Raw genomic sequence first — 19,931 nt, 5'->3', positions numbered from 1 at the left:
TAGCGGACGAAGCGTGGCCGCCATGTCCCGGGCCAGCATGTACGTCATGACGACAGCGACCGCCCCTCTCCCCGCCTCCGCACCTGCGCCCGTCTGGGCTCGCCGCGCCGCCCACGCCATCGCTCTGTGCGCCGTCCCGTCCGGCCTGTGGCGCATCGCCATGGCATCCGGTGTCTATGTGGGATACAGCAACCAAGTGCTGCGCGATGTCTTCGACATCCCGGGCTGGGGCATCGCATACGTCGTCGGCCTCTCCGTCCTCACCGAGCTGGCCGCTCTGTTTCCGCTGCTGCTCGTCAGCGACCGGTGGAGGCCGCTGCACCCCAGGGTCCTCACCCCGCTGGCCTGGACCGCCTCGGGCGTCCTGGTCCTGGTGGCACTGTGGCAACTCGTGGTCGCTTTCACCGTCGAGAGCCAGACGTACATGTCGAGCGGTACGGCACAGACGGTCTGGGGATTCGCTTTCGCCCCGCTGTTCGCCATCCCGGCCCTGATGACCGCGGTGACCTGGTCGTACGCGAAGCGGCACCGGGCACGGGGACAGGCATGACCCCTATGGTTGCGACGGTTTCCCGGACCGGGCCGTCTTCGTCCCGTCAGACCCGTTGACCTCCCCGTGACACACCCTTACCTTTTCGGCGTTCGTAATGACAGATGGTGTTCGAGATCTCAGACGACACGTCAGACAACGCCGTGTGTCCCCCAGTGAGAGGCAGGCCCCACCGCATGAGCCGCGACCGCGACCACGCTCTGCCCGACCCCCCCAGCCGCAGGCTGCTGCTGAAGGGCGCCGCAGCCGCCGGTGCCCTGGCCGCCGTCCCCGCCTTCCCCGGCGTCGCCGAGGCAGCGCCCCAGGGAGAATCCGCTGCCGGAACACCCGCCAGGCACCCGAGGCCGGCCCCCCTCGTGAACCCGCTCGTCCGCAACCGCGCCGACCCGCACATCAACCGGCACAAGGACGGCTTCTACTACTTCACCGCCACCGCCCCCGAGTACGACCGCATCATCCTGCGCCGCTCCCGCACCCTGAACGGCCTGGGCACGGCGGACGAGTCCGTGATCTGGCGCGCCCACGCCACCGGCCCCATGGGCGCGCACATCTGGGCGCCCGAACTGCACCGCATCGGCGGCAAGTGGTACATCTACTTCGCCTCCGCGCCCGCCGAGGACGTCTGGGCGATTCGCATCTGGGTGCTGGAGAACTGCCACCCCAACCCCTTCAAGGGCACCTGGGTGGAGAAGGGCCAGGTGAAGACGGCCTGGGAGACCTTCTCCCTGGACGCCACCACCTTCACCCACCGGGGCAAGCGCTACCTCGCCTGGGCGCAGCACGAGCCCGGCATGGACAACAACACCGGCATCTTCCTGTCCGAGATGGCGAACCCTTGGACCCTGAAGGGCCCGCAGGTCCGGCTCTCCACCCCCGAGTACGACTGGGAGCGCATCGGCTTCAAGGTCAACGAGGGCCCGTACGTCATCACGCGCAACGGCCGCCTGTTCATGACGTACTCGGCCAGCGCCACCGACTCCAACTACTGCATGGGCCTGCTGACCGCCGACGCCGACAGCCACCTCCTGGACCCCGTGAGCTGGTCCAAGTCGCCGACGCCGGTCTTCACCAGCAACGACACCACCAAGCAGTACGGCCCCGGCCACAGCTGCTTCACCGTCGCCGAGGACGGCCGCACCGACGTCCTCGTCTACCACGCCCGCCAGTACAAGGAGATCAACGGCGACCCGCTGAACGACCCCAACCGGCACACCCGTATCCAGAAGCTCGGCTGGAAGCCGGACGGCACCCCGGACTTCGGCATACCGGTCGCCGACACAGCCACGGCGGGTGAATGACATGAGACGTGCGTACGCCGCCCTCCTCGCCCTGTGCCTCGGGTTGTTCGGCGCCCTCGCCACCGCCGGCCCCGCCCAGGCCGCACCCCAGAGCGTCACCAACGGCACCCAGTTCAAGGACACCTCGGGCAACCCCGTGCACGCGCACGGCGGCGGGGTCCTCAAGGTCGGCTCCTACTACTACTGGTTCGGCGAGCACCGCAACGCCGACAACACCTTCCGGTACGTCGACGCCTACCGCTCGACCGACCTGAAGAACTGGGAGTTCCGCAACCACGTCCTGACCGAGGCCACCGACCCGGAGCTGGCGACCGCCAAGATCGAGCGGCCGAAGGTCATGTACAACGCGGCCACCGGCACGTTCGTGATGTGGATGCACAAGGAGAACGGCACCGACTACAGCGAGGCCCGCGCCGCCGTCGCCGTCTCCGACACCGTCGACGGCGACTACACCTGGAAGGGCAGCTTCCGTCCGCTCGGCCGGCACATGTCGCGTGACATCACGGTCTTCGTCGACACCGACGGCGCCGGCTACATGATCTCCGCCGCCCGCGAGAACTACGACCTGCAGATCTACCGCCTCACCGCCGACTACACCGGCATCGCGAGCCTGGTCGCCAACCCCTGGCCCGGCGGCCACCGCGAGGCGCCCGCGTTGTTCAAGCGGAACGGCGTGTACTTCATGCTGACCTCGGGCGCCACCGGCTGGAACCCCAACCAGCAGCAGTACGCCACGGCCACCAGCATCGGCGGCCCCTGGTCGGCCATGAAGAACATCGGCGACTCGACGACGTACGGTTCGCAGACCGCGTTCGTCCTGCCGGTGCAGGGCACCTCGGGCACCTCGTACCTCTACCTGGGCGACCGCTGGGGCAACTCCTTCGGCGGCACCGTCAACGACTCGCGGTACGTGTGGCTGCCGCTGGCCTTCTCCAACCCGACCACCATGTCCATGTCCTGGTCGCCCGAGGTCACGATCGACACGGCGGCCGGGACCGTCACCGGCACCAGCGCCACGTACCACACGCTGATCGCCCGCCACTCCTCCAAGTGCGTGGACGTGACGAGCCAGTCGCTCCGGGCGGGCGCCCAGCTCAAGCAGTACGACTGCAACGGCGGCACCAACCAGAAGTACTGGTTCAAGTCCGCCGGAGGCGGCTACTACCAGCTGATGGTCCGGAACAGCAGCCTCTGCGTGCAGGAGAACGCGACCACGGTCACGCAGGAGAACTGCTCCTCCTCCGCGGCGAGCCAGCAGTGGTCGCTGACCACCACCGGCTCGTACGTGAACGTCAAGTCCCGCGCGAGCGGCGAGTGCCTCGACGTGAACGGCGCGTCCACCGCCAACGGCGCCGCTCTCATCACGTACACGTGCAACGGAGGCACCAACCAGCAGTGGACGCGCGGGACCTGACCCGGCTCAGGCCAGCAGGTCGATCGCGTCGACCGCCGTCCCCGCGCTGAGGAACCCGCTCGCCCCCGACCCGCTCACCACGTCGATCCTGAGCACGTTGTACTGACTCGTGTCCGTCTTCCAGGCGGACGCCGGGACGCTGTACGTGAACGTGTGGTTGTTGCCGCGGTACGAACCGTTGGTCAGCGACCGGGTGTTCGGCTGGGTGGGCGGGGAGGGGACGGCGGACGTCCAGGCGTCGTTGACCGTCACCCGCGGACGGCCGTTGGCGTACGCCGTCGTCACCCCGATCCGCAGGGTGTGCGCGGCGGCGGCCTGGGCTGCGGTCAGCCGGAAGTACACCAGGATGCCGCTGTTGACGTCCTTCCAGAGGTAGCAGGGGAAGGCCGCCGTCTCGCCGTCGCCGATGACGACGTTCCCCGTCCAGGACGCGGCCCGGACGTCGGAGGGGTGCGCGTACGTCATCAGGTCCGCGTTCTTGAACCCGCCCGGCGTGCCGTTCCAGTCGCCGATCCGCCAGATCGCGCTCGCGTTCGACGGGTCGTTGGAGGACGGGATCGCGATCGTGTTCAGGGTGGTCGTGCTGCCCGCCGACACGTTCACCGACGTCGTGTACACCGCCAGTTCGCCCTTGAAGACGGTCAGCGTGTACGTGCCCGGCAGCACACCCGGGACGGAGAAGAAGCCGTCCGAGGAGCGCGCCGGACCCCAGTACTGCGCGGCCGCGTTGGCCAGGCCCACCGTGTACGGGTACGCCGTGTCCCGCCCGGAGATCCCGACCCCCGCCACCCTGCCCCGGGCGCTCGCCGGGACGTACCCCGGGATGCCGAGCGAGTCGGCCCACGGCGTGGTCAGTGTGCCCGGGAACAGCGCCGGGGAGGGGGCCCCGCCGTCCGTGAAGGCGATGACGTACGGGCCCTGGAGGCCAAAGCGCTGCGCCTCGGTCTGATTCTGCCCGTAGTAGAGGATCTCGTACAGGCCGCCGCCGTCCGCGCTCTGGTGGCGGAGCAGGGAGCGGTAGAAGGGCCCGCCGGAGGCCTTCTCGTGGTTGCTGCGGACCATCCACAGGCCGACGCCGCCGGCGGACCAGCCGATGTGGTCGTAGTCCATGACGCGCCGCCTGGAGTAGTGCTTGGAGCGGGTCTGGCCGTCGGGCTTCCGGAAGACGTCCGAGGCCTCGATGGCGGTGGGCGCGTAGGTGTAGGAGTCGGGTTCGTCGTTGAGGAACGCGCCCTTCTTCACGCGCACGATGTAGCGGGTGGCCGAGACGGAGGTGTCGGCCTTGTCGGTCCACAGGTAGATGTTGTTCTCGCCGCTGCGGGCCGCGTAGTAGTGCTTCAGCGTGCCGTGGGTGACGGAGATCAGGATCGTGGGACCGGACTGCTTGATGCTCACGGCGGAGGCGCCGAGGCCGGACTCGATGTGCGAGTTCATGCCGCCGTAGCCCTGGTACTCCGTGCCCCGGTAGACCAGGGAGGTGAGGTCGCCGGTGGACTTGCTGACCTTGAAGACCAACTGGGCGCCGGTGTCGACGACGTAGTGGGAGCCGTCGTCGGTGTGGCCGAAACCGGCGGCGTGTCCCGTCCCGGTGAGGGCGGCGCCGACGACGGCGGTGGCGCCGAGCACGACGGCGCGGCGGCCGACCGGTCTGTTCGTGGGTCCGGGCATGGGGGTGCCTCCTGCGGAAGGTGGGGGGGAGGGGAGTGTGGTGGGAGCGAGGGTGACAGTTGAATCGATTTCGCGAAAGGGCTTTCGCTCAAGTGGGATCGAAGATCAGGTGAATGCTGTTCGAGGTCTAGAAAGCGCTTGTCCGGACGGGTACGGTCCCCCTCCAGGTCTTGTCGTCCGCTGGGAGGAGCCCGGAGTGAGACGTTTCAGCATCGCCGTCGTGGCGGCGGTGACCCTGGGTGCCGCGTTGTCGTCCGCACCCGCCCAGGCCGGCGAAGGGGGCGGAAGGCCGGGCCTCGCCCACTGCACCGCCGGCACCTGCCACTTCGACGTCCCGCCGGGCACGTACGACGTCCGCGTCACGCTCGGCGGGGAGGCCGCGTCCAGCACGAGCATCAGCGGCGAGACCCGCCGCGCCCTCCTTCCCGAGACGGCCGCCCCGGCCGGCGAACGTGTCACCCGCAGCTTCACCGTGAACGTCCGCACCCCCGAGGGCGAGCCCACCGGACCCGAGGGAACCCCCGGCCTCGACCTGCGGATCGGCGGTACCGCCCCCGCCCTGGCCGGCATCAAGGTCACACCCGCCCGGCACGCGCGCCAGATCTTCCTGGTCGGCGACTCCACGGTCTGCGACCAGCCCGGCGACCCCTACTCCGGCTGGGGCCAGCAGCTTCCCCAGTTCCTCCGCAAGGGCGTGTCCGTGGCCAACTACGCCGATTCCGGGGAGAGTACGGTCTCGTATCTGGGGAACCCGCAACTGTGGGCCACCGTACGGCCCCTGATCCGCCCCGGCGATCTGGTTCTCGTCCAGCTCGCGCACAACGACAAGACCACGGACGAGGCCACCTACCGGGCCAACCTGGAGACCCTGGTCGCGGGCGTCCGGGAGCGGGGCGGACGGCCGGTCCTTGTCACCCCCATCGTGCGGCGCTGGTTCAACCCCGACGGCACGCTGAACAACGGAACCGCGCTCCTGGTCAACGGCCTCGGTGTCGACCACCCGGCCGTCATCCGCTCGGTCGCCGCGGCGCGGGACGTCCCGCTGATCGACCTCACGGCGAAGACCAAGGCGCTGGTGGAGTCCCTCGGCGTGGAAGGCTCCAAGGCGCTGTACCTCTACAACGAGGCGCGTGACAACACGCACACCTCCGTGCGCGGTGCGACGGCCTACGCGGGCCTCGTCCGCGACGAACTCGTCACCCGGCATCTGGTGCCGAAGGGCACGGTGCGGGTGGGATGAACCCCTGGGGCGCCCCGACCGGAACCGGGGCGCTCCAGGCCCGATCCGTTCCGAGTCCGATCCGTTCCGACCGGCCCGAGCACGAAAGACATCCGATGCAGCTGCCTCCCGCCGACCGCACGACGTCCCCGATCACCGGCTACACCCGCGCCCACTGGGAGGCGGCGGCCGACTCCCTGCTCACCGCCGTCGAGCCGTACGCGAGCGAGGACCGCGCGCTCTACCACCTGCCCGGCGACCGGGCCGGCTGGTCGGGCCGCCTCTCCGACGGCCTGGAGGGCTACGCCCGCACCCTGCTGCTCGCCGCCTTCCGCCGCGACGAGAAGGCCCTGGAGCGCTACGCGACCGGCCTCGCCGCCGGCGTCTCGGGTGTCTGGCCCCGAATCGAGGACCGCAGCCAGCCCCTCGTGGAGGCGGCGTCCATCGCCCTGGCCCTCCGCCTCACGCGGGACCTGCTCTGGGACCGACTGGACGAGGGCGTACGCCAGCGGACGGCCGCCTGGCTGGCCGGCGCCCTCACCTCTGAGCCCTGGCCCTGCAACTGGGAGCTGTTCCCGGTCACCGTGGGCGGCTTCCTCGCCGAGATCGGCCACGAGCCGGCCGCCTCCCGCGCGGCCATCGACCGCGGCCTGGAGCGCATCGAGCAGTGGTACGTCGGCGACGGCTGGTACACCGACGGCGACGGCCGCAAGTACGACTACTACAACGGCTGGGCGATGCACCTCTACCCGGTGCTGCACGCCTGGCTGGAGCAGGACGAGCGGCTGCTGGCGCTGTACGGCGACCGCCTCTCCCGGCACCTCCGCGACTACGCCCGCCTGTTCGGCGGCGACGGCGCCCCCATGCACCAGGGCCGTTCCCTGACGTACCGCTTCGCCACGACGGCCCCGCTGTGGCTGGGCGCGCTGACCGGCCGTACGCCCCTGCCCCCCGGCGAGACCCGGCGGCTGGCCTCGGGGGCGCTGAAGTACTTCCTCGACCGGGGCGCGGTGGACGACCGGGGCCTGCTCTCCCTCGGCTGGCACGGCCCCGACGAGTCCGTCCTGCAGGGCTACTCCGGCCCGGCCTCCCCCTACTGGGCGAGCAAAGGCTTCCTCGGCCTGCTCCTCCCGCCGGACCACGAGGTCTGGACGGCACCGGAGCACCCCGGTCCCTCCGAACGCGCGGACGCCGTCACCCCCGTCGGACCGCCCAACTGGCTGCTCCAGTCCACCCGTTCCGACGGCGTCGTCCGCCTCCACAACCACGGCAGCGAGGACGTCCGCTACGACCCGTACTACACGCGGCTGGCGTATTCGACCGTGACGGCCCCCGCCAAGTCGTACGACAACAGTGTGGTCGTCGCCGGCGACCCGAGCCGGACCGGCATCGAACCGCTCGGCGTGGGCGAGGGCTGGGTGGCGTCCCGGCACACGACGGGCGGGGGAGCGCGGGTGACGAGCGTGGTGCTGGCGCGTGGGGCGGCGGAGGTGCGTGCGCATCTGGTGACGGGCGCGGAGCCGGGGACGGCGGTCCGCGTGACCGGCTGGTCCGCACCGGACGGTGTCCGGGCGGAACTGCTGCCCGCCGTCGGCCTCGGCGACGACCTCACCGGCGTCACCACCGGGGACACCACCCTGTTCGTCGCCCTGGCCCGGCTCACCGCCGAGGCGGATCCCGTTCCGCTGGCGGAAACGGTCGCCGTAACCGCCTCCGGTGAGGGGGAGCTGACGGTCCGCTGGAGCACGGGGGCCGAGGTGCGGGTCCGGCTGGACGGCTCCGGCGTGCACGTCGAATGAGACGTGCTGCCTCACCCGTGTCCGACGTACTTCGGCCGCCCCGGCCCTCGCGTCGGGGCGGGCCCGTTCAGCCGTCGGGTGTCCGCTTCTCGCCGGGCCAGTTCAGCAGCACTGCGTGCAGGGCGTCGATCGCCCTGTCCCAGGAGGCCTGCACGTCACGGGGCGCGCCGAAGGAACCGGTGGACTCCAGGGCGCAGTAGCCGTGGAACGTGCTGCGCAGCAGGCGCACGGCATCGGTGAGGTCGGGTTCCTCCAAGCCGTAGGCGCGGAGCATGCCATAGGTGACGTCGGCGGTGCGACGCATCGCGGGGGAGCCGGTGACGAGCTCCGGGTCGATGCGGATCTGCGTCGCCGCGTACCGGCCGGGGTGCTCCAGGGCATAGGCGCGGTAGGCGGCGGCGAAGGCGGCGAGCGTGTCCCTGCCGGCCTCCCGCCCCTCGACCGCCGCCGCGATCCGGTCGATCATCTCGCCCCCGGCGAGGAGGGCCATACGGGCCCGCAGGTCCTTCAGACTCCGGACGTGGGTGTACAGACTGGCGTCCTTCACCCCGAAGCGGCGGGCCAGGGCGGAGAGGGTGACACCCTCGGCCCCGACCTCGTCGGCGAGCTCGACCGCGGCCGCGACGAGGCGCTCGGGGGTGAGACCGGCTCTGGGCATGGGGACTCGGGGCTGCCTCTCGAAGGGGGCCGTGTCGTCGGTGAGGCCCCACAGGAGCCGGGAGCGATCGTAGCCGCCCGGGTGGGGCTCGAGGGCGTTCGTACGCCACGGCCACGGCCTTCGTTCACGGACCACCTGCTTCAGGACGGGCGGTCTCCTCAGCGGACCGGCGCGTACACCACCCCCAGCTTGTCGACTTCGTCGCCCGCGCGGCCGGTGAAGCCCACGATCTGCCAGCCGGACGGGGCCGTGAAGGTCTTCGCGTCGGACGTGGCCGTGCCGGCGGACAGGGTGCGGTTCCTGTCCGTCGTGAAGGACGCCGAGAAGACCCGGGTACGGCCGTCCTTCTGGCCCTGCGTCAGCTTCACCGAGGTCAGGTGCTCGCCGGCGGCCAGCGTCAGTGAGGTCGCCGTGCCGCCCGTGCCGCCGTGGGTCAGGGCCGTACCGCCGTCGTGGGTCAACGAGACCGCGTCCAGACGGGCGCCGCCGCGCAGGGTGAGGGTGCGGGGCGCGGGGGTCGCCGGCAGGTCGTCCGCGTCGTTGAAGGCCGTGCCGTGCGGGCCGCCGAAGAAGTCGCTCGCCCGCAGCGAGGAGTTGAGCGTGTAGGAGAACCCGACCGTGTGCGGGAAGTGGTCGGAAAGGTGCTTGCCGTCGGAGCGGAGGAAGGCCGCCCAGTCGTTGTGGTAGCGGGTCGCGTCGAGGCCGACGAGTTCGCCGCCCCGGTAGAGGACCTTGTCCACCACCTCGCAGTCGTCCGTCGGCGCCGCCTTGTCACAGACCAGCGCGTCGCTGCCCGGGGCCGGGGGCGTGCCGCCCTTCACCAGCTCGACCCACGCGTCGGTCAGCCCGTTCTGCGACAGCAGGGTGCGGATGTTGTCGCCGGTGCGGGTGTACCGCGTGTTGGTGTCGCCCATGACGATCACCGCGTTGCCGGAGGAGTTCGCCCGGATGAAGTCGGAGAGCTGCTCGATGTTGGCCCGGCGGGCCGCCAGCGCATCATCGGTCGCGTCGGCGTTGGTGTGCACGTTGTACAGGTCGACGAACGTACCCTCGGCCAGCCTCACCCGCGCGAGTGAAAACCCCTTAGGCGTCAGGCAGTTGGTGCCGGTGCAGTCGTTCCACCTCACCCGCTGGAAGTCCTCGAAGGAGTGGTCCGAGAGGGTGTTGAGGCCGTCGCCGAAGACCGCGCCGCCGCTGGTCGCCGTGCGGTACGGGTGCTTGTCGTTGGCGTACAGCGAGGCGTGGTAGTTGAAGTCCTCCTGCACGTTCACGATGTCGTAGGGCCCGAGCCGCTGCCCGATCAGCGGGGTGTTGGTCTCGGGGTCGCTGTCGCCGAGGCCGAGGGGGAGGCCCGCGATGTTGTACGTCAGGACGTCGAAGGAGCCGGAGTCCGCGGCGGTGGCGGTCGGCGCGCCCGTGGTGGTGAGGCCGGTCACCGCCAGCACGGCGGCGGTGAGGGCACCGGTCAGTCGTCTCATGGGGGTCCTGTCTCAGGTCGGGGGAGCCCAGCAGGGAAAGAGAGGTGAGCAGTGCTCAGGTTCGAGGGCAACGCCGTGGGGCGCAAGGGGATTCGGGGAAACAGTGGGGAACGAGTGCGTCACCGGTGGCGCAGGAGCTCCAGGTCCGTGCCCCAGGCGTCGAGGACCTCGTCGTGACCGGCCCGGCGTGACGCTTCCTCGATACCGGCGAAGAGCGCGCGCTGGGTGGGCGGGTCGCCGTCGGCCAGGATGCGCCGCAGGACGGGTAGGAGCCCGGACGCCTCCCACCGGGGGTCGCCCAGCGGCCGCCGCTCCAGCTCCCACCGCAGGTACTTGTTGTCGGGCCGGACACGGCGGTGCAGGGCGAAGAGCACCTCCAGGGCGCACGGGACGGACTCGGCGGCGTCCAGGTGGCCCAGGTCGGGCCGGTCGTCGCGGTAGCTCTTCAGGGAGCGGTAGGTCTGGTTGACGTAGGCGTCGAGCCAGCCGTCGACCGCGGTCCGGACCTCGTCGGCGCCGAGCGTCCGCTTCTCGTCGAGGATCCGGGCGATCGTCCCGTCCAGCCGGTCGAGCAGCACCTCGGCGTGGACGTAGGAGGACCGCGCGAAGCTGTCGGGCCGGCATCCCCCGGGTGCGGAACTCCGCGAGGGTGACGACCACGAGGTCGAGGTGGGCCGAGCGGAAGCGGTCCAGTTCGGCCAGGGCCGGGACGGTCTCGTCGAGGACGACGACGTGCAGGTCGTAGTCGGAGCGGTGGGTCGGCCTGCCGTCGTGGACCCTCGAGCCGCTGAGGACCAGGCCGACGACGCCGGGGTCGGCGGTCGCCTGTGAGGTGAAGGCCCTCAGCGTCTGCTCGGGCGTACGGCCGGGGACGACCCGGGGGGTCCTGTTGTCGCGCACCATGGTGATCTCTCCACGCGGAAACGTCCGCGGCGCGCACGCGGCGGCCGCGGATGCGGATCGGTTCGCGTCTGCGGCGCCGGGAGCGCCGCCGGGGAATCACCGCGTCGAAGGTGATGTCGGTGACGGCGTGCTTGGCCACCCGCTCCGGATTGACCATGATCTGACGGCGCCCAGGAATCCGGGGCGGCGGACGGTGGTGTGGAAGGTGCGGGACAGTCCGCGGACCTCGATGGCGACACTCAACTGACCCACCGGCTTCCTCGTGGGGGGAGACAGTTGCGGCCGGCCGGCTTCGAGGGCCGACCGGCCGCGGATGACATCCCGACCCTGTCGGAATGTCGATCAATCGGTCAATCGATTGATCGAGGTCCTACCTGGTGATCGAGAACACGAACGCGAACTCCGCCGGTTCCGCCTTCAGGAAGTACCGCGGCAGCGGGCCCGGGCCGCACGACTGCGAGCCGATGCCGTGCTGCCCGTGGTCGAGGTTGACCCACACCGTGTCGCCCGGCGTGAGGTCCGTGCGGTGCCGCGCCGCGTCCAGCTGCTCGGTGGTCCAGCGCCGCGCGGTGAACCAGAACTCCGGGTCGCCCTCGATTCGCAGACCGCCGAGCTCCACCCAGCGGACGTCGGCACGGGCGCCGTTCTCCTGCGGCCGGACGTACGGCGTCTGGAGCCGGTCCACCGTCGACTGCCAGCGGCCCACCATGGACGCCGCCCGGGTGTCCGGGTACGCCTCGCCGGGACCGCCGCCGAACCACTCCACGGCGTCGGCCTCCGACAGCCCGAAACGGACGCCGAGCCGGGGCAGCGGCACCGTCCAGTCGCCTTCCGGCGTCACGGACACGGCCAGCCGCAGCCGCTCGCCGTCGGACGTCCAGCGGTACACCGTGTCCAGGCCGACCTCGCGGGCGGCGGGCGCGACCCGGGTGCGGACCGTCAGCGCGTCGTCGCCGGCCTCGACCGAGACCAGGCGGTGCCGCATGCGGTGCAGGCCGAGCCTGCGCCACAGCATCCCGTGGCGGGTGTCGGTCTGCCACTCGGCGCCGTCGTCGTTGTCGGTCGGCGCCCGCCACACGTCCAGCCGCGGCGCCGCGCCGACCTCCACCCCGCCGATCGACCGCAGCGCACCGGTGCGGGTGTCGAACGCGGCCGGGCCGAGGGTGAACCGGTCACCGTCGCGCACGGGCCGGTCGGTCGCGGGGAAGGACGGCAGCGGCCGTGCCCCCGCGGCGAACTGCCCCCAGGCCACGACATGGCCCTTCGGGGCCCACAGCGTGTCGTCCGCGAGCAGCGCCCGTACGGTCCACTGGCGTTCGCCGCCCCGGCCGTCCATGGGCGGCTCCGGCAGCTTCACCTCGCCGCTCTCGCCCGGCGCCAGCGCCGGCACCGGCAGCGAACCCGACTCGACCGTCTCGCCGTCCACCTGGCACGACCACTCGAAGGCCAGCGCGGACAGGTCGGCGAAGTCCTGCTTGTTGGTGACCCGCACGATGCCGTTCGCGCCGTCGCCCTCGATGTGGACCGGCTCGATCACCTTCTTGTACTCCACGAGCCCCGGCGACGGCGTCCGGTCCGGGAAGACCAGACCGTCGCACACGAAGTTGCCGTCGTGCAGCTCCTCGCCGAAGTCACCGCCGTAGGCGTAGCCCAGCTCGGCGTGCTTGACGCCGTGGTCGATCCACTCCCAGATGAACCCGCCCTGGAGCCGCTCGTACTTCTCGAACAGCTCCTGGTAGTCGGCGAGCCCGCCTGGGCCGTTGCCCATGGCGTGCCCGTACTCGCATTGGATGAACGGCAGTTCGCGGCGCTTGTGGGTGCCGCCGTCGAGCCCCTGCCCGATCTTGTCGACCTCGTCGTGGAAGGCGTACATCCGCGAGTACACGTCCGTGTCGCGGCAGTTCCAGTCGCCCTCGTAGTGCACCAGCCGCTCGGGGTCGCGGCCGTGGACCCACTCGGCCATGGCGGTGAGCCCCCGCCCGGTGCCGGCCTCGTTGCCCAGCGACCAGAACACCACCGACGGGTGGTTCTTGTCCCGCTCGACCATGCGCGCGGCGCGGTCCAGCAGCGCGGGGGTCCATCGGTCGTCGTCGACCGGGTTGTCCCGCCAGTCCTGCTCGACGAAGCCGTGGGTCTCCAGGTCGCACTCGTCGATGACCCACAGGCCGTACTCGTCGCACAGGTCGAGGAAGGCCGGGTGCGGCGGGTAGTGCGAGGTGCGCACGGCGTTGAGGTTGTGCCGCTTCATCAGCAGTACGTCCTCGCGCATGGTCTCCAGGTCGAGCGCGCGGCCCTGCTCGGGGTGCCACTCGTGCCGGTTGACGCCCCTGAAGAGGACGGCCCTGCCGTTGACCTTGACCAGCCCGTCCTCGAGGGCGACCGTACGGAAACCGATCCGCAGCGGCACCCGCTCCCCGCCCGTGGCCAGCACCCCGTCGTAGAGCTTCGGCGTCTCGGCGGTCCAGGGCTCGACGGCCACCGCCACCGGCGAGCCGGTGGCGACATCGATGCCCAGGGCCGGCACGGTCACCCGCCCGTCGACGTCGGAGTCGACGCGCAGGGTGCCCTCGCCGGTGGTGTGGTCGTACGAGGCGTGCACGAAGAAGTCGCCCACGCTGTCCGCCGGGCGGTGCAGCAGGGTGACGTCACGGAAGATGCCCGGCAGCCACCACTGGTCCTGGTCCTCCAGGTACGACCCCGCCGACCACTGGTGCACGCGCACGGCGAGCACGTTGCCGCCCGGCTTCAGCAGCTCACCGACCGCGAACTCGTGCGGCAGCCGGGAGCCCTTGAACTCGCCGAGCTCCGTGCCGTTCAGCCAGACGCGGGCGCAGGACTCGACGCCGTCGAAGCGCAGCACCGCCCCGCCGTCCGACGGCCAGTCGGACGGCAGGTCGAAGACCCGCAGATGGTCACCGGTGGGGTTCTCCGTCGGGACGTGCGGCGGGTCCACCGGGAAGGGGTAGAGGTGGTTGGTGTAGATCGGGGAACCGAACGCCCCGTCACCCTGGAGGACCCAGTGCCCCGGGACCGTGACCTCGGCCCAGTCCCCGGCCTCGTAGCCCGCCTCGGCGAACGAGTCGTCCTCGGCGCCGGCGGTGGCCGACAGCCGGAAACGCCAGCTGCCGTTCAGCGACAGGGACCGCGCGTCGGAGGACGCGTACCAGGCGCGGGGCGGCAGGGCCCCGCTGCCCGGGGAGACGTCCTCGACGTAGTCGACGGAGGTGGTGCGGAAAGACATCGGACTCCTAGCTAGCCCTTGATGCCGGTCTGGGCGATCCCCTGCACCAGCCAGCGCTGGAGGAAGAGGAAGACGAACACCAGGGGCAGGATGGAAAAGGCGGTGGCCATGAAGACCAGATGGAAGACGACGGTCTGGTTGGTCATGTAGTTGGAGAGCGCGACCTGGACGGTCCACGATCCCGGATCCTGGCCGATGACCAGCGGCCACAGGAAGGAGTTCCAGCCGTTGATGAAGGTGATGGTCGCCATCGCCGCGAAGAAGTTCAGCGAGTTGGGTACCACGATGCGCCAGTACGCACCCCAGTAGCCCAGTCCGTCCACGCGCGCCGCCTCCTCCAGCTCCTTGGGGAACCCCAGGAAGTACTGCCGGAACAGGAAGCACGTGAATCCACTGAACAGGCCCGGGATGATGAGGCCCCGGTACGTGTCCACCCAGCCGAGCGACGACACCAGCACGAAGCTCGGGACGAAGGTGACCGCAGTCGGGACCATCAGGGTGCCCAGTACGGCGTAGAAGACCTTGTTGGCGTGCTTGTACGGGATGCGGGCCAGGCCGTAGCCCGCGAGGGAGCACACCAGCAGGACACCGACGGTGTGCAGGGTGGCCACGATCGCCGAGTTCCACAGGGACTGGCCGAAGGGCACCGTCTCGTCGGTGAACAGTTCGCTGACGTTGCCCCACTGGAGGTCTGTGGGGAAGAACTTCCAGTTCTCTCCGGTGATCTCGGCGTCGGTGGAGAGGGCGTTGCGGATGATCAGGTAGAACGGGATCAGGAAGAGGAAGCCGGCGATCCCGGTGGCTATGTAGAGGCCGGTGGAGCTCATCACGCCGCCACCGCGCTTGTCGCGGCGGGGCTTGCCTGCCGACGGCGCGGACTTCCGCACCTCGGGCATCGTGGTGGTCACTTGGATTCCTCCCCCCTTCCGAAGCCCATGATCTTGCCCTGGAACAGGGTCACGGCACAGATCAGCACGGTCAGGATGACCGCACCTGCGCTGCCGGAACCGTAGTCCTGGCTCTCGCCCAGGGCCTTGTAGTACAGCTCGACGAGGGGCGGACGGCCCCAGGTGGTCTTCGACAGCAGGTTGTAGAACTCGTCGAAGGCCTGGTACGCGGCGATGAGCAACAACAGGATCACCGCGGTGGACGTGGCGCGCAGTTGGGGCAGCGTGATGTACCGGAAGGTCTGCCACCCCGGCTTGGCGCCGTCGATGGCGGCGGCCTCGTACAGCTCGTCCGGGATGTTCTGCAGCGCCGCGATGAAGAGGATCATGAAGAAGCCGGACTGGAGCCACAGCCGCGCGGTGACGATGACCAACCAGTACCAGGGCGGATTGGGGTCGGACAGCCAAGCGATGTTCTCGATCCCGAACCAGCTCAGCACCGTGTTCATCAGGCCGAAACGGACCCCGCTGAAGATGGACATCTTCCAGATCAGCGAGGCGGCCACGTAACTGCACGCGGTCGGCAGGAAGAAGACCGACCGGAAGAACGCCCGCATGAAGCGCAGCCGGTTCACCAGCAGGGCCAGGCTCAGCGAGAGCGCCCAGGTGGTGGGCACGATGAACGCGGCGAAGACGGTGAAGGTGACAAGCGAGCCGACGAAGTCGTCGTTCGTCAGCATGTACACGTAGTTGTCGAAGCCGACGAACTTGTCGGGCGTGACGGTGAAGCGGGCTTCGAAGAAGCTGAGCCAGAGGCTCCACAGGATCGGCGCGTAGACGAAGATCGCCAGGCCGATGAGGAACGGCCCGGTGAAGAGCCAGAAGTTGAAGGTGGGGCTGCCCCGCAGACCCCGCCGCGGCTTGGCCGGTGAGGCCTTCGCCGCGGCGGGGCGCGCGAGGTCGCGCGTCTTGGTCGTCGACATGTCGAGGTCCGTCCCGCGGTCTATCCGAACAGCTTCTTGAGCTCGCGGTTGACGGCCGCGTCGCACTTGTCGAGGGCGGCCTCCGGGTCCATGTTCTTGCGGACGCAGTTGGCGAAGACGTCCTCGAAGGCGGTGCGCATGGCCTGGGTCCAGCCGATGTTGTCGAAGTGCCCGAACTCGTTGAAGAGCCGGACGCCCTCAGCGGCGTTGCCCGACTTGAGCTTGTCGGCGTTCTCCGCGATCGAGGTGCGCGGCGGAATGTGGAAGCCGTAGGAGGTGGCCCAGTCCTCCTGGTACTGCTTCTGGTCGATCCACAGCCACTTGACGTACTCCTTGGCGGCCTCGACGTTCTTGCCCTTGGCGTTGACGAACATCGACCAGCCGCCGTTGTAGACGGACTGCTTGCCGGAGTCCGTGACCTTCGGGAAGGGGAAGACCCCCCAGTCGTCGCCGAGCGCGTCCTGGATCGCCGGCATCGCCCACATGCCGCAGAACTGGATGGCACACAGGCCCTGGTTGAACGAGGAGGGGTCCCAGGATTCGGTCGGTGCGCCGAGGAGAAGGTCGCCGCTGGTGAACAGCTTGCGCATCTTCTTGAGGCCCTCGACGACCCCGTCCGTGTGGTAGGCGATCTCGTTCTTCTCGTCGAGGTGCTGGGCGCCGGCCGACCAGATCAACGTGTCGTTGACGTTGTGCAGGTCGTTGCCCATGTACAGGCCCTTGACCTTGCCGGTGGTGAGCTTGGCGGCGGCCTCCATCAGCTCGTCGAGCGTGGTCGGCACGTCGACGCCCGCCTTCTCCAGCATCGACTTGCGGTAGAAGAAGAACTGCGGGTCGTCGATCATGCGGACGCCGTATATCTTCCCGTCCACCGTGTGCGACTTGATGTCCGCCGGGTTGAAGTCGTTCTTGACCGGCTCGATGATGTCGGTCAGGTCGGCCACCTGCCCGCTCTTGATCATCTGGATCTGCGGGTGGAACTCGAACAGATCGGGCGCGTTGTCGGTGAGCAGCGTCGCGAAGAGCTTGCTCTCGAAGTCGGAGCTGGTGATCCACTGCGTGGTCACGTTGGCCTTGTCGTAGGCCTTCGCGTACCGCTTGATGGCCTGCTCGGTGCCCGCCTCGCCATACGCGTGGAAGTACTGCACCAGGTTCTTGCCCGACCCGGACCCGCCGCCCCGCCCGTTGTTGCCGCCACACGCGGCGAGTCCGCCGACGGCGGCCAGGCCCATCGCGGCCCGCAGTACGTTTCGGCGGTCCCAGTTCATGTTGCTCGATGCCGACATGCTGACGTCCTTGTCTCGAGTGCGGCTGCGGCTCTGCGGCTCACTGCCTGATGGCTCACGGCCCGGGGGCTCGCGCCAGATGGCTCAAAGAGAGGTGCGGTGCGGGACGCTAGAGCTTCGGCTAAGGCTTCGGCAAGGGGTTGGACGAAGTCTGTGCGAAGCGTTGTGTCCGGTTCGTGATTTCGAACGCGCCGTGGGTGCGGAGGAGTTGGTTCCGCGTTACGACGGTGCGGCGGTGGTGCGGCTCTTCGGGGATGCTGTGCGTTTGCCGTTCTTCTGCCCGACGGCCTGCAGCGCGCCCTCGAGCGCGAACGTCGCCGCGCCCAGGCACACCGGGTCGGTGGGGATCGGGGAGAGGACGATCTCGGTGGCGGCCAGCGGCCGTGGCAGCGCGTGCCGGGTCACGGCCTCGCGCACCTCGTGCAGCAGCGGTTCGCCCAGGGTGCGGGCGACCCAGCTGCTCAGCACGACGATCTCGGGGTTGAACAGGTTCACCAGATCCGCGATGCCGGCACCCAGGAAACGGGCGGTCTCGCGGACGACCCGGTGTGCCACGGGGTCGTCCGCCGCGACCCCGCGGGCCAGCGCGTCGATGGTCGCCGTCTGGTCGTCCGGGTGCAGCAGTGCGCTGTCGGGGCCGATCTCCCGCAGGTTCAGCATGATGCCGCGTGCGCCCACGTACGTCTCCACGCAGCCGTGGTTGCCGCAGCGGCACAGGCGTCCGTCCAGCACCATCGTGGTGTGGCCCCACTCGCCGGCGCTGTTGCTGACGCCGCGGTGCAGCCCGCGGCCCAGGACGAGACCGGCGCCCACCCCGGTTCCGAGGTTGACCACCACGGCGTCCCCGCGCCCGCGCGCCGCCCCGAACCACAGCTCGGCGACCGCGCTGGCGCGCAGCGGGTTGTCCAGGTGCAGCGGGTAGGCGATGTGCTCGGTGAGCAGGTTCAACAGCGGTACGTCGTGCCAGTCCCAGTTGGGTGCGTACTCCGAGATGCCCGTCGCGCGGTCCACCTGCCCCGGCACGCTCACGCCGACCCCGAGCACGCGGGCGCCCTCGATGCCCGCCTGCGTGACCACCGAGCCGACGGCGGTGGCCACATGGCCGACCACCTGCTCGGGCAGGCTCTCGCTGGGCCGTACGTCCTCCTCGGCGCGGGCCAGTACGTTCAGTCCGAGGTCGAACAGCTCGACATGGACGTACGTCTCGGCGATGTCGACGCCGATCAGCGCGCCGCCCGAGGCGTTGACCGCGACCAGGCCGCGCGGGCGGCCGCCGGCCGAGTCCTCGAAGCCGACCTCGGTGATCAGGCGGAGGTCCAGCAGCTCGCCCACGAGGGTGGCGACCGTCGCGAGGCTGAGGCCGGTGGCCGCTGCCAGCTCCTGCCGGGAGGTGGGTGACTCCGCGATGATCTGGCGCAGCACCTCGTAGCGGTTCGCGGTGCGGATGTCACGTGATGTGCGCTTCACCGGGGTGCCCCATTCCTTCCCAGACCGGCCGGGCCGGGTCGACGTCGGCACCGGCGCGGCGCAAGGCTATGGGCTGCCGGGACTTTCGACAAGGGGTTTGGAAAGGGGCTTTATAAAGTGCCCGCCCGATGAGGACCGGTGGTGGCCGACCATGGCCTGCCCATGATGCCTCGGAGCGGTGCGGAGCGGGGGCGGGGTGTGTCAGTCACCGGCTTCGGTGGCTCCGGACGCGGGGCACACCGCCGCCGCGCCCGGGTGGCCGGTGCCGGCGACCGCGGCGGCCAGTTGCTGCTGCACCTGCTCCGGCAGCGTGCTGCCGCGCACGGTGCCCACCAGGTCCTGGGCCAGGTTGTGCAGCTTGGTGTTGGTGTTCTGGGAGGTCCTGACCAGCACGCTCCAGGCCGCCTCGGGGCTCAGGCTGAAGGAGGCCATCAGGATGCCGCGGGCCAGGTCGATGGTGGGCCGGGTCTGCATGGCGCGGCGCAGTTGGGCGACTTCGGCGCGCAGGCCCTGGCCGTCCTCCTCCGGCGGGGCGATGGCGGGCGGGGCCTGGAGTGCGGGGCCCTCCGGCCGGCCGGAGTCCGTGAACAGCTCCCGCGTGCCGGTCAGGTCGAGAAGGCGCTCGACCGCGACGCCGCAGGACCGGACGGTGACCGTCTTGCCCTGGTCGACGGCGCGGGTGCGCAGATCGAGCAGCGCGTTGAGGCCGGAGCAGTCACAGAACCCGACGGCGTCCAGGCGCAGGTCGATGCCACCGCCGGACAGCGTGAGCAGGTCGTACAGCTCGGGCAGCAACCGTCGGCTGCCCAGGTCCAGTTCACCCCACATGGTCACGGTCATCCGGTCGCCGTCCGGAACGACGTCCATGGTCGCCATGCAGGGCGGGACCGCCGCCGGCGCACTGTCGACCGCCGTGGGTGCGGCGTCCTCCTGTGTGTGAGACCGCGCAGAGTACGCAGGCTCCGGCATGGCCCTGTTCTCCCTTGCTCTGTTCGCCCTGCCTCCGCTTCCAGCGTTGCCTCTCTACCCCACACACGTCAACTGATACATGAAACGAAGTACGTGTTTTTGGGTGCGTGA

At 70.1% G+C, this 19,931-nt stretch carries 16 protein-coding genes and 1 pseudogene; 6 read left to right on the top strand and 11 right to left on the bottom strand.

Going from position 1 to position 19,931, the window contains the following annotated elements:
• The first annotated feature begins 37 nt into the window (after positions 1 to 37).
• The 3 genes from ACFU3E_RS08905 (at position 38) to ACFU3E_RS08895 (ending at position 3,262) form a co-directional block, all read left to right on the top strand.
• A complete protein-coding gene (locus ACFU3E_RS08905; protein WP_384154360.1) occupies positions 38 to 550 on the top strand; it encodes a hypothetical protein in 513 nt (170 codons plus the stop codon).
• Positions 551 to 726: 176 nt separating this feature from the next.
• On the top strand, positions 727 to 1,848 hold the full coding sequence (locus ACFU3E_RS08900; protein WP_384154123.1) for a family 43 glycosylhydrolase: 1,122 nt from the start codon (positions 727 to 729) through the stop codon (positions 1,846 to 1,848).
• A gap of 1 nt (position 1,849) precedes the next feature.
• Positions 1,850 to 3,262 carry an RICIN domain-containing protein gene (locus tag ACFU3E_RS08895; protein WP_384154121.1) on the top strand — a complete coding sequence of 471 codons (1,413 nt, stop codon included), beginning with the start codon at positions 1,850 to 1,852 and terminating at the stop codon, positions 3,260 to 3,262.
• A gap of 6 nt (positions 3,263 to 3,268) precedes the next feature.
• Here ACFU3E_RS08895 and ACFU3E_RS08890 read toward each other — a convergent pair whose 3' ends face one another.
• Positions 3,269 to 4,930 carry a rhamnogalacturonan lyase B N-terminal domain-containing protein gene (locus ACFU3E_RS08890; RefSeq protein WP_384154119.1) on the bottom strand — a complete coding sequence of 554 codons (1,662 nt, stop codon included), beginning with the start codon at positions 4,928 to 4,930 and terminating at the stop codon, positions 3,269 to 3,271.
• Positions 4,931 to 5,126: 196 nt separating this feature from the next.
• Between ACFU3E_RS08890 and ACFU3E_RS08885 the strand changes: the two genes are divergently transcribed.
• Entirely contained in the window at positions 5,127 to 6,170 is a 1,044-nt protein-coding gene (locus ACFU3E_RS08885) for a rhamnogalacturonan acetylesterase (RefSeq protein ID WP_384154117.1), read from the top strand.
• 95 nt (positions 6,171 to 6,265) lie between these two features.
• Positions 6,266 to 7,948, top strand: coding sequence for a DUF2264 domain-containing protein (locus ACFU3E_RS08880; protein WP_384154115.1), 1,683 nt, complete (start codon positions 6,266 to 6,268; stop codon positions 7,946 to 7,948).
• A gap of 67 nt (positions 7,949 to 8,015) precedes the next feature.
• Here ACFU3E_RS08880 and ACFU3E_RS08875 read toward each other — a convergent pair whose 3' ends face one another.
• From ACFU3E_RS08875 to ACFU3E_RS08865, 3 genes are all read right to left on the bottom strand, one after another.
• Entirely contained in the window at positions 8,016 to 8,606 is a 591-nt protein-coding gene (locus ACFU3E_RS08875) for a TetR/AcrR family transcriptional regulator (RefSeq protein ID WP_384154113.1), read from the bottom strand.
• Positions 8,607 to 8,764: 158 nt separating this feature from the next.
• Entirely contained in the window at positions 8,765 to 10,084 is a 1,320-nt protein-coding gene (locus ACFU3E_RS08870; protein ID WP_384154111.1) for a jacalin-like lectin, read from the bottom strand.
• 119 nt (positions 10,085 to 10,203) lie between these two features.
• Positions 10,204 to 10,662: a hypothetical protein gene (locus ACFU3E_RS08865; protein WP_384154109.1), complete on the bottom strand. Its 459-nt coding sequence runs from the start codon at positions 10,660 to 10,662 to the stop codon at positions 10,204 to 10,206.
• A gap of 91 nt (positions 10,663 to 10,753) precedes the next feature.
• Here ACFU3E_RS08865 and ACFU3E_RS08860 point away from each other — a divergent pair, with 91 nt between their 5' ends.
• Positions 10,754 to 10,915: a hypothetical protein gene (locus ACFU3E_RS08860; RefSeq protein WP_384154370.1), complete on the top strand. Its 162-nt coding sequence runs from the start codon at positions 10,754 to 10,756 to the stop codon at positions 10,913 to 10,915.
• 175 nt (positions 10,916 to 11,090) lie between these two features.
• Here ACFU3E_RS08860 and ACFU3E_RS08855 read toward each other — a convergent pair.
• From ACFU3E_RS08855 to ACFU3E_RS08825, 7 genes and pseudogenes are all read right to left on the bottom strand, one after another.
• Positions 11,091 to 11,230, bottom strand: a pseudogene (locus ACFU3E_RS08855) (ABC transporter ATP-binding protein); the annotation flags it as partial.
• A gap of 127 nt (positions 11,231 to 11,357) precedes the next feature.
• Positions 11,358 to 14,228, bottom strand: a complete 2,871-nt coding sequence (locus tag ACFU3E_RS08850; protein WP_384154107.1) for a glycoside hydrolase family 2 TIM barrel-domain containing protein — start codon at positions 14,226 to 14,228, stop codon at positions 11,358 to 11,360.
• Between the two features lie 11 nt (positions 14,229 to 14,239).
• The gene (locus tag ACFU3E_RS08845; RefSeq protein ID WP_384154105.1) at positions 14,240 to 15,136 is read right to left on the bottom strand and encodes a carbohydrate ABC transporter permease; all 897 of its coding nucleotides are present in this window, start codon (positions 15,134 to 15,136) and stop codon (positions 14,240 to 14,242) included.
• Complete coding sequence (locus tag ACFU3E_RS08840; RefSeq protein WP_384154103.1) at positions 15,133 to 16,098, bottom strand: carbohydrate ABC transporter permease; 966 nt, start codon at positions 16,096 to 16,098, stop codon at positions 15,133 to 15,135. The genes ACFU3E_RS08845 and ACFU3E_RS08840 overlap by 4 nt, the downstream gene beginning before the upstream one ends.
• Before the next feature lie 20 nt (positions 16,099 to 16,118).
• Positions 16,119 to 17,384 carry an ABC transporter substrate-binding protein gene (locus tag ACFU3E_RS08835; RefSeq protein ID WP_384154101.1) on the bottom strand — a complete coding sequence of 422 codons (1,266 nt, stop codon included), beginning with the start codon at positions 17,382 to 17,384 and terminating at the stop codon, positions 16,119 to 16,121.
• Between the two features lie 219 nt (positions 17,385 to 17,603).
• Positions 17,604 to 18,851, bottom strand: a complete 1,248-nt coding sequence (locus tag ACFU3E_RS08830; protein ID WP_384154099.1) for an ROK family transcriptional regulator — start codon at positions 18,849 to 18,851, stop codon at positions 17,604 to 17,606.
• Between the two features lie 201 nt (positions 18,852 to 19,052).
• Positions 19,053 to 19,718, bottom strand: a complete 666-nt coding sequence (locus ACFU3E_RS08825; protein ID WP_384154098.1) for an ANTAR domain-containing protein — start codon at positions 19,716 to 19,718, stop codon at positions 19,053 to 19,055.
• Positions 19,719 to 19,931: the final 213 nt, after the last annotated feature.

This window comes from Streptomyces sp. NPDC057424 (assembly GCF_042803315.1).
Classification (GTDB): Bacteria; Actinomycetota; Actinomycetes; order Streptomycetales; family Streptomycetaceae; genus Streptomyces.
Note: the sequence above shows the minus strand (reverse complement) of the source record. Positions and strands in the feature narration are given on the sequence as shown.

Excerpts from the sequence above, each read along its gene's own strand:
- ACFU3E_RS08900 (WP_384154123.1), top strand. The coding sequence starts at position 727 with ATGAGCCGCGACCGCGACCACGCTCTGCCCGACCCCCCCAGCCGCAGG.
- ACFU3E_RS08890 (WP_384154119.1), bottom strand. The coding sequence starts at position 4,930 with ATGCCCGGACCCACGAACAGACCGGTCGGCCGCCGCGCCGTCGTGCTC.
- ACFU3E_RS08825 (WP_384154098.1), bottom strand. The coding sequence starts at position 19,718 with ATGGACGTCGTTCCGGACGGCGACCGGATGACCGTGACCATGTGGGGT.
- ACFU3E_RS08835 (WP_384154101.1), bottom strand. The coding sequence starts at position 17,384 with ATGTCGGCATCGAGCAACATGAACTGGGACCGCCGAAACGTACTGCGG.
- ACFU3E_RS08875 (WP_384154113.1), bottom strand. The coding sequence starts at position 8,606 with ATGCCCAGAGCCGGTCTCACCCCCGAGCGCCTCGTCGCGGCCGCGGTC.
- ACFU3E_RS08895 (WP_384154121.1), top strand. The coding sequence starts at position 1,850 with ATGAGACGTGCGTACGCCGCCCTCCTCGCCCTGTGCCTCGGGTTGTTC.
- ACFU3E_RS08870 (WP_384154111.1), bottom strand. The coding sequence starts at position 10,084 with ATGAGACGACTGACCGGTGCCCTCACCGCCGCCGTGCTGGCGGTGACC.
- ACFU3E_RS08840 (WP_384154103.1), bottom strand. The coding sequence starts at position 16,098 with ATGTCGACGACCAAGACGCGCGACCTCGCGCGCCCCGCCGCGGCGAAG.
- ACFU3E_RS08905 (WP_384154360.1), top strand. The coding sequence starts at position 38 with ATGTACGTCATGACGACAGCGACCGCCCCTCTCCCCGCCTCCGCACCT.
- ACFU3E_RS08880 (WP_384154115.1), top strand. The coding sequence starts at position 6,266 with ATGCAGCTGCCTCCCGCCGACCGCACGACGTCCCCGATCACCGGCTAC.
- ACFU3E_RS08850 (WP_384154107.1), bottom strand. The coding sequence starts at position 14,228 with ATGTCTTTCCGCACCACCTCCGTCGACTACGTCGAGGACGTCTCCCCG.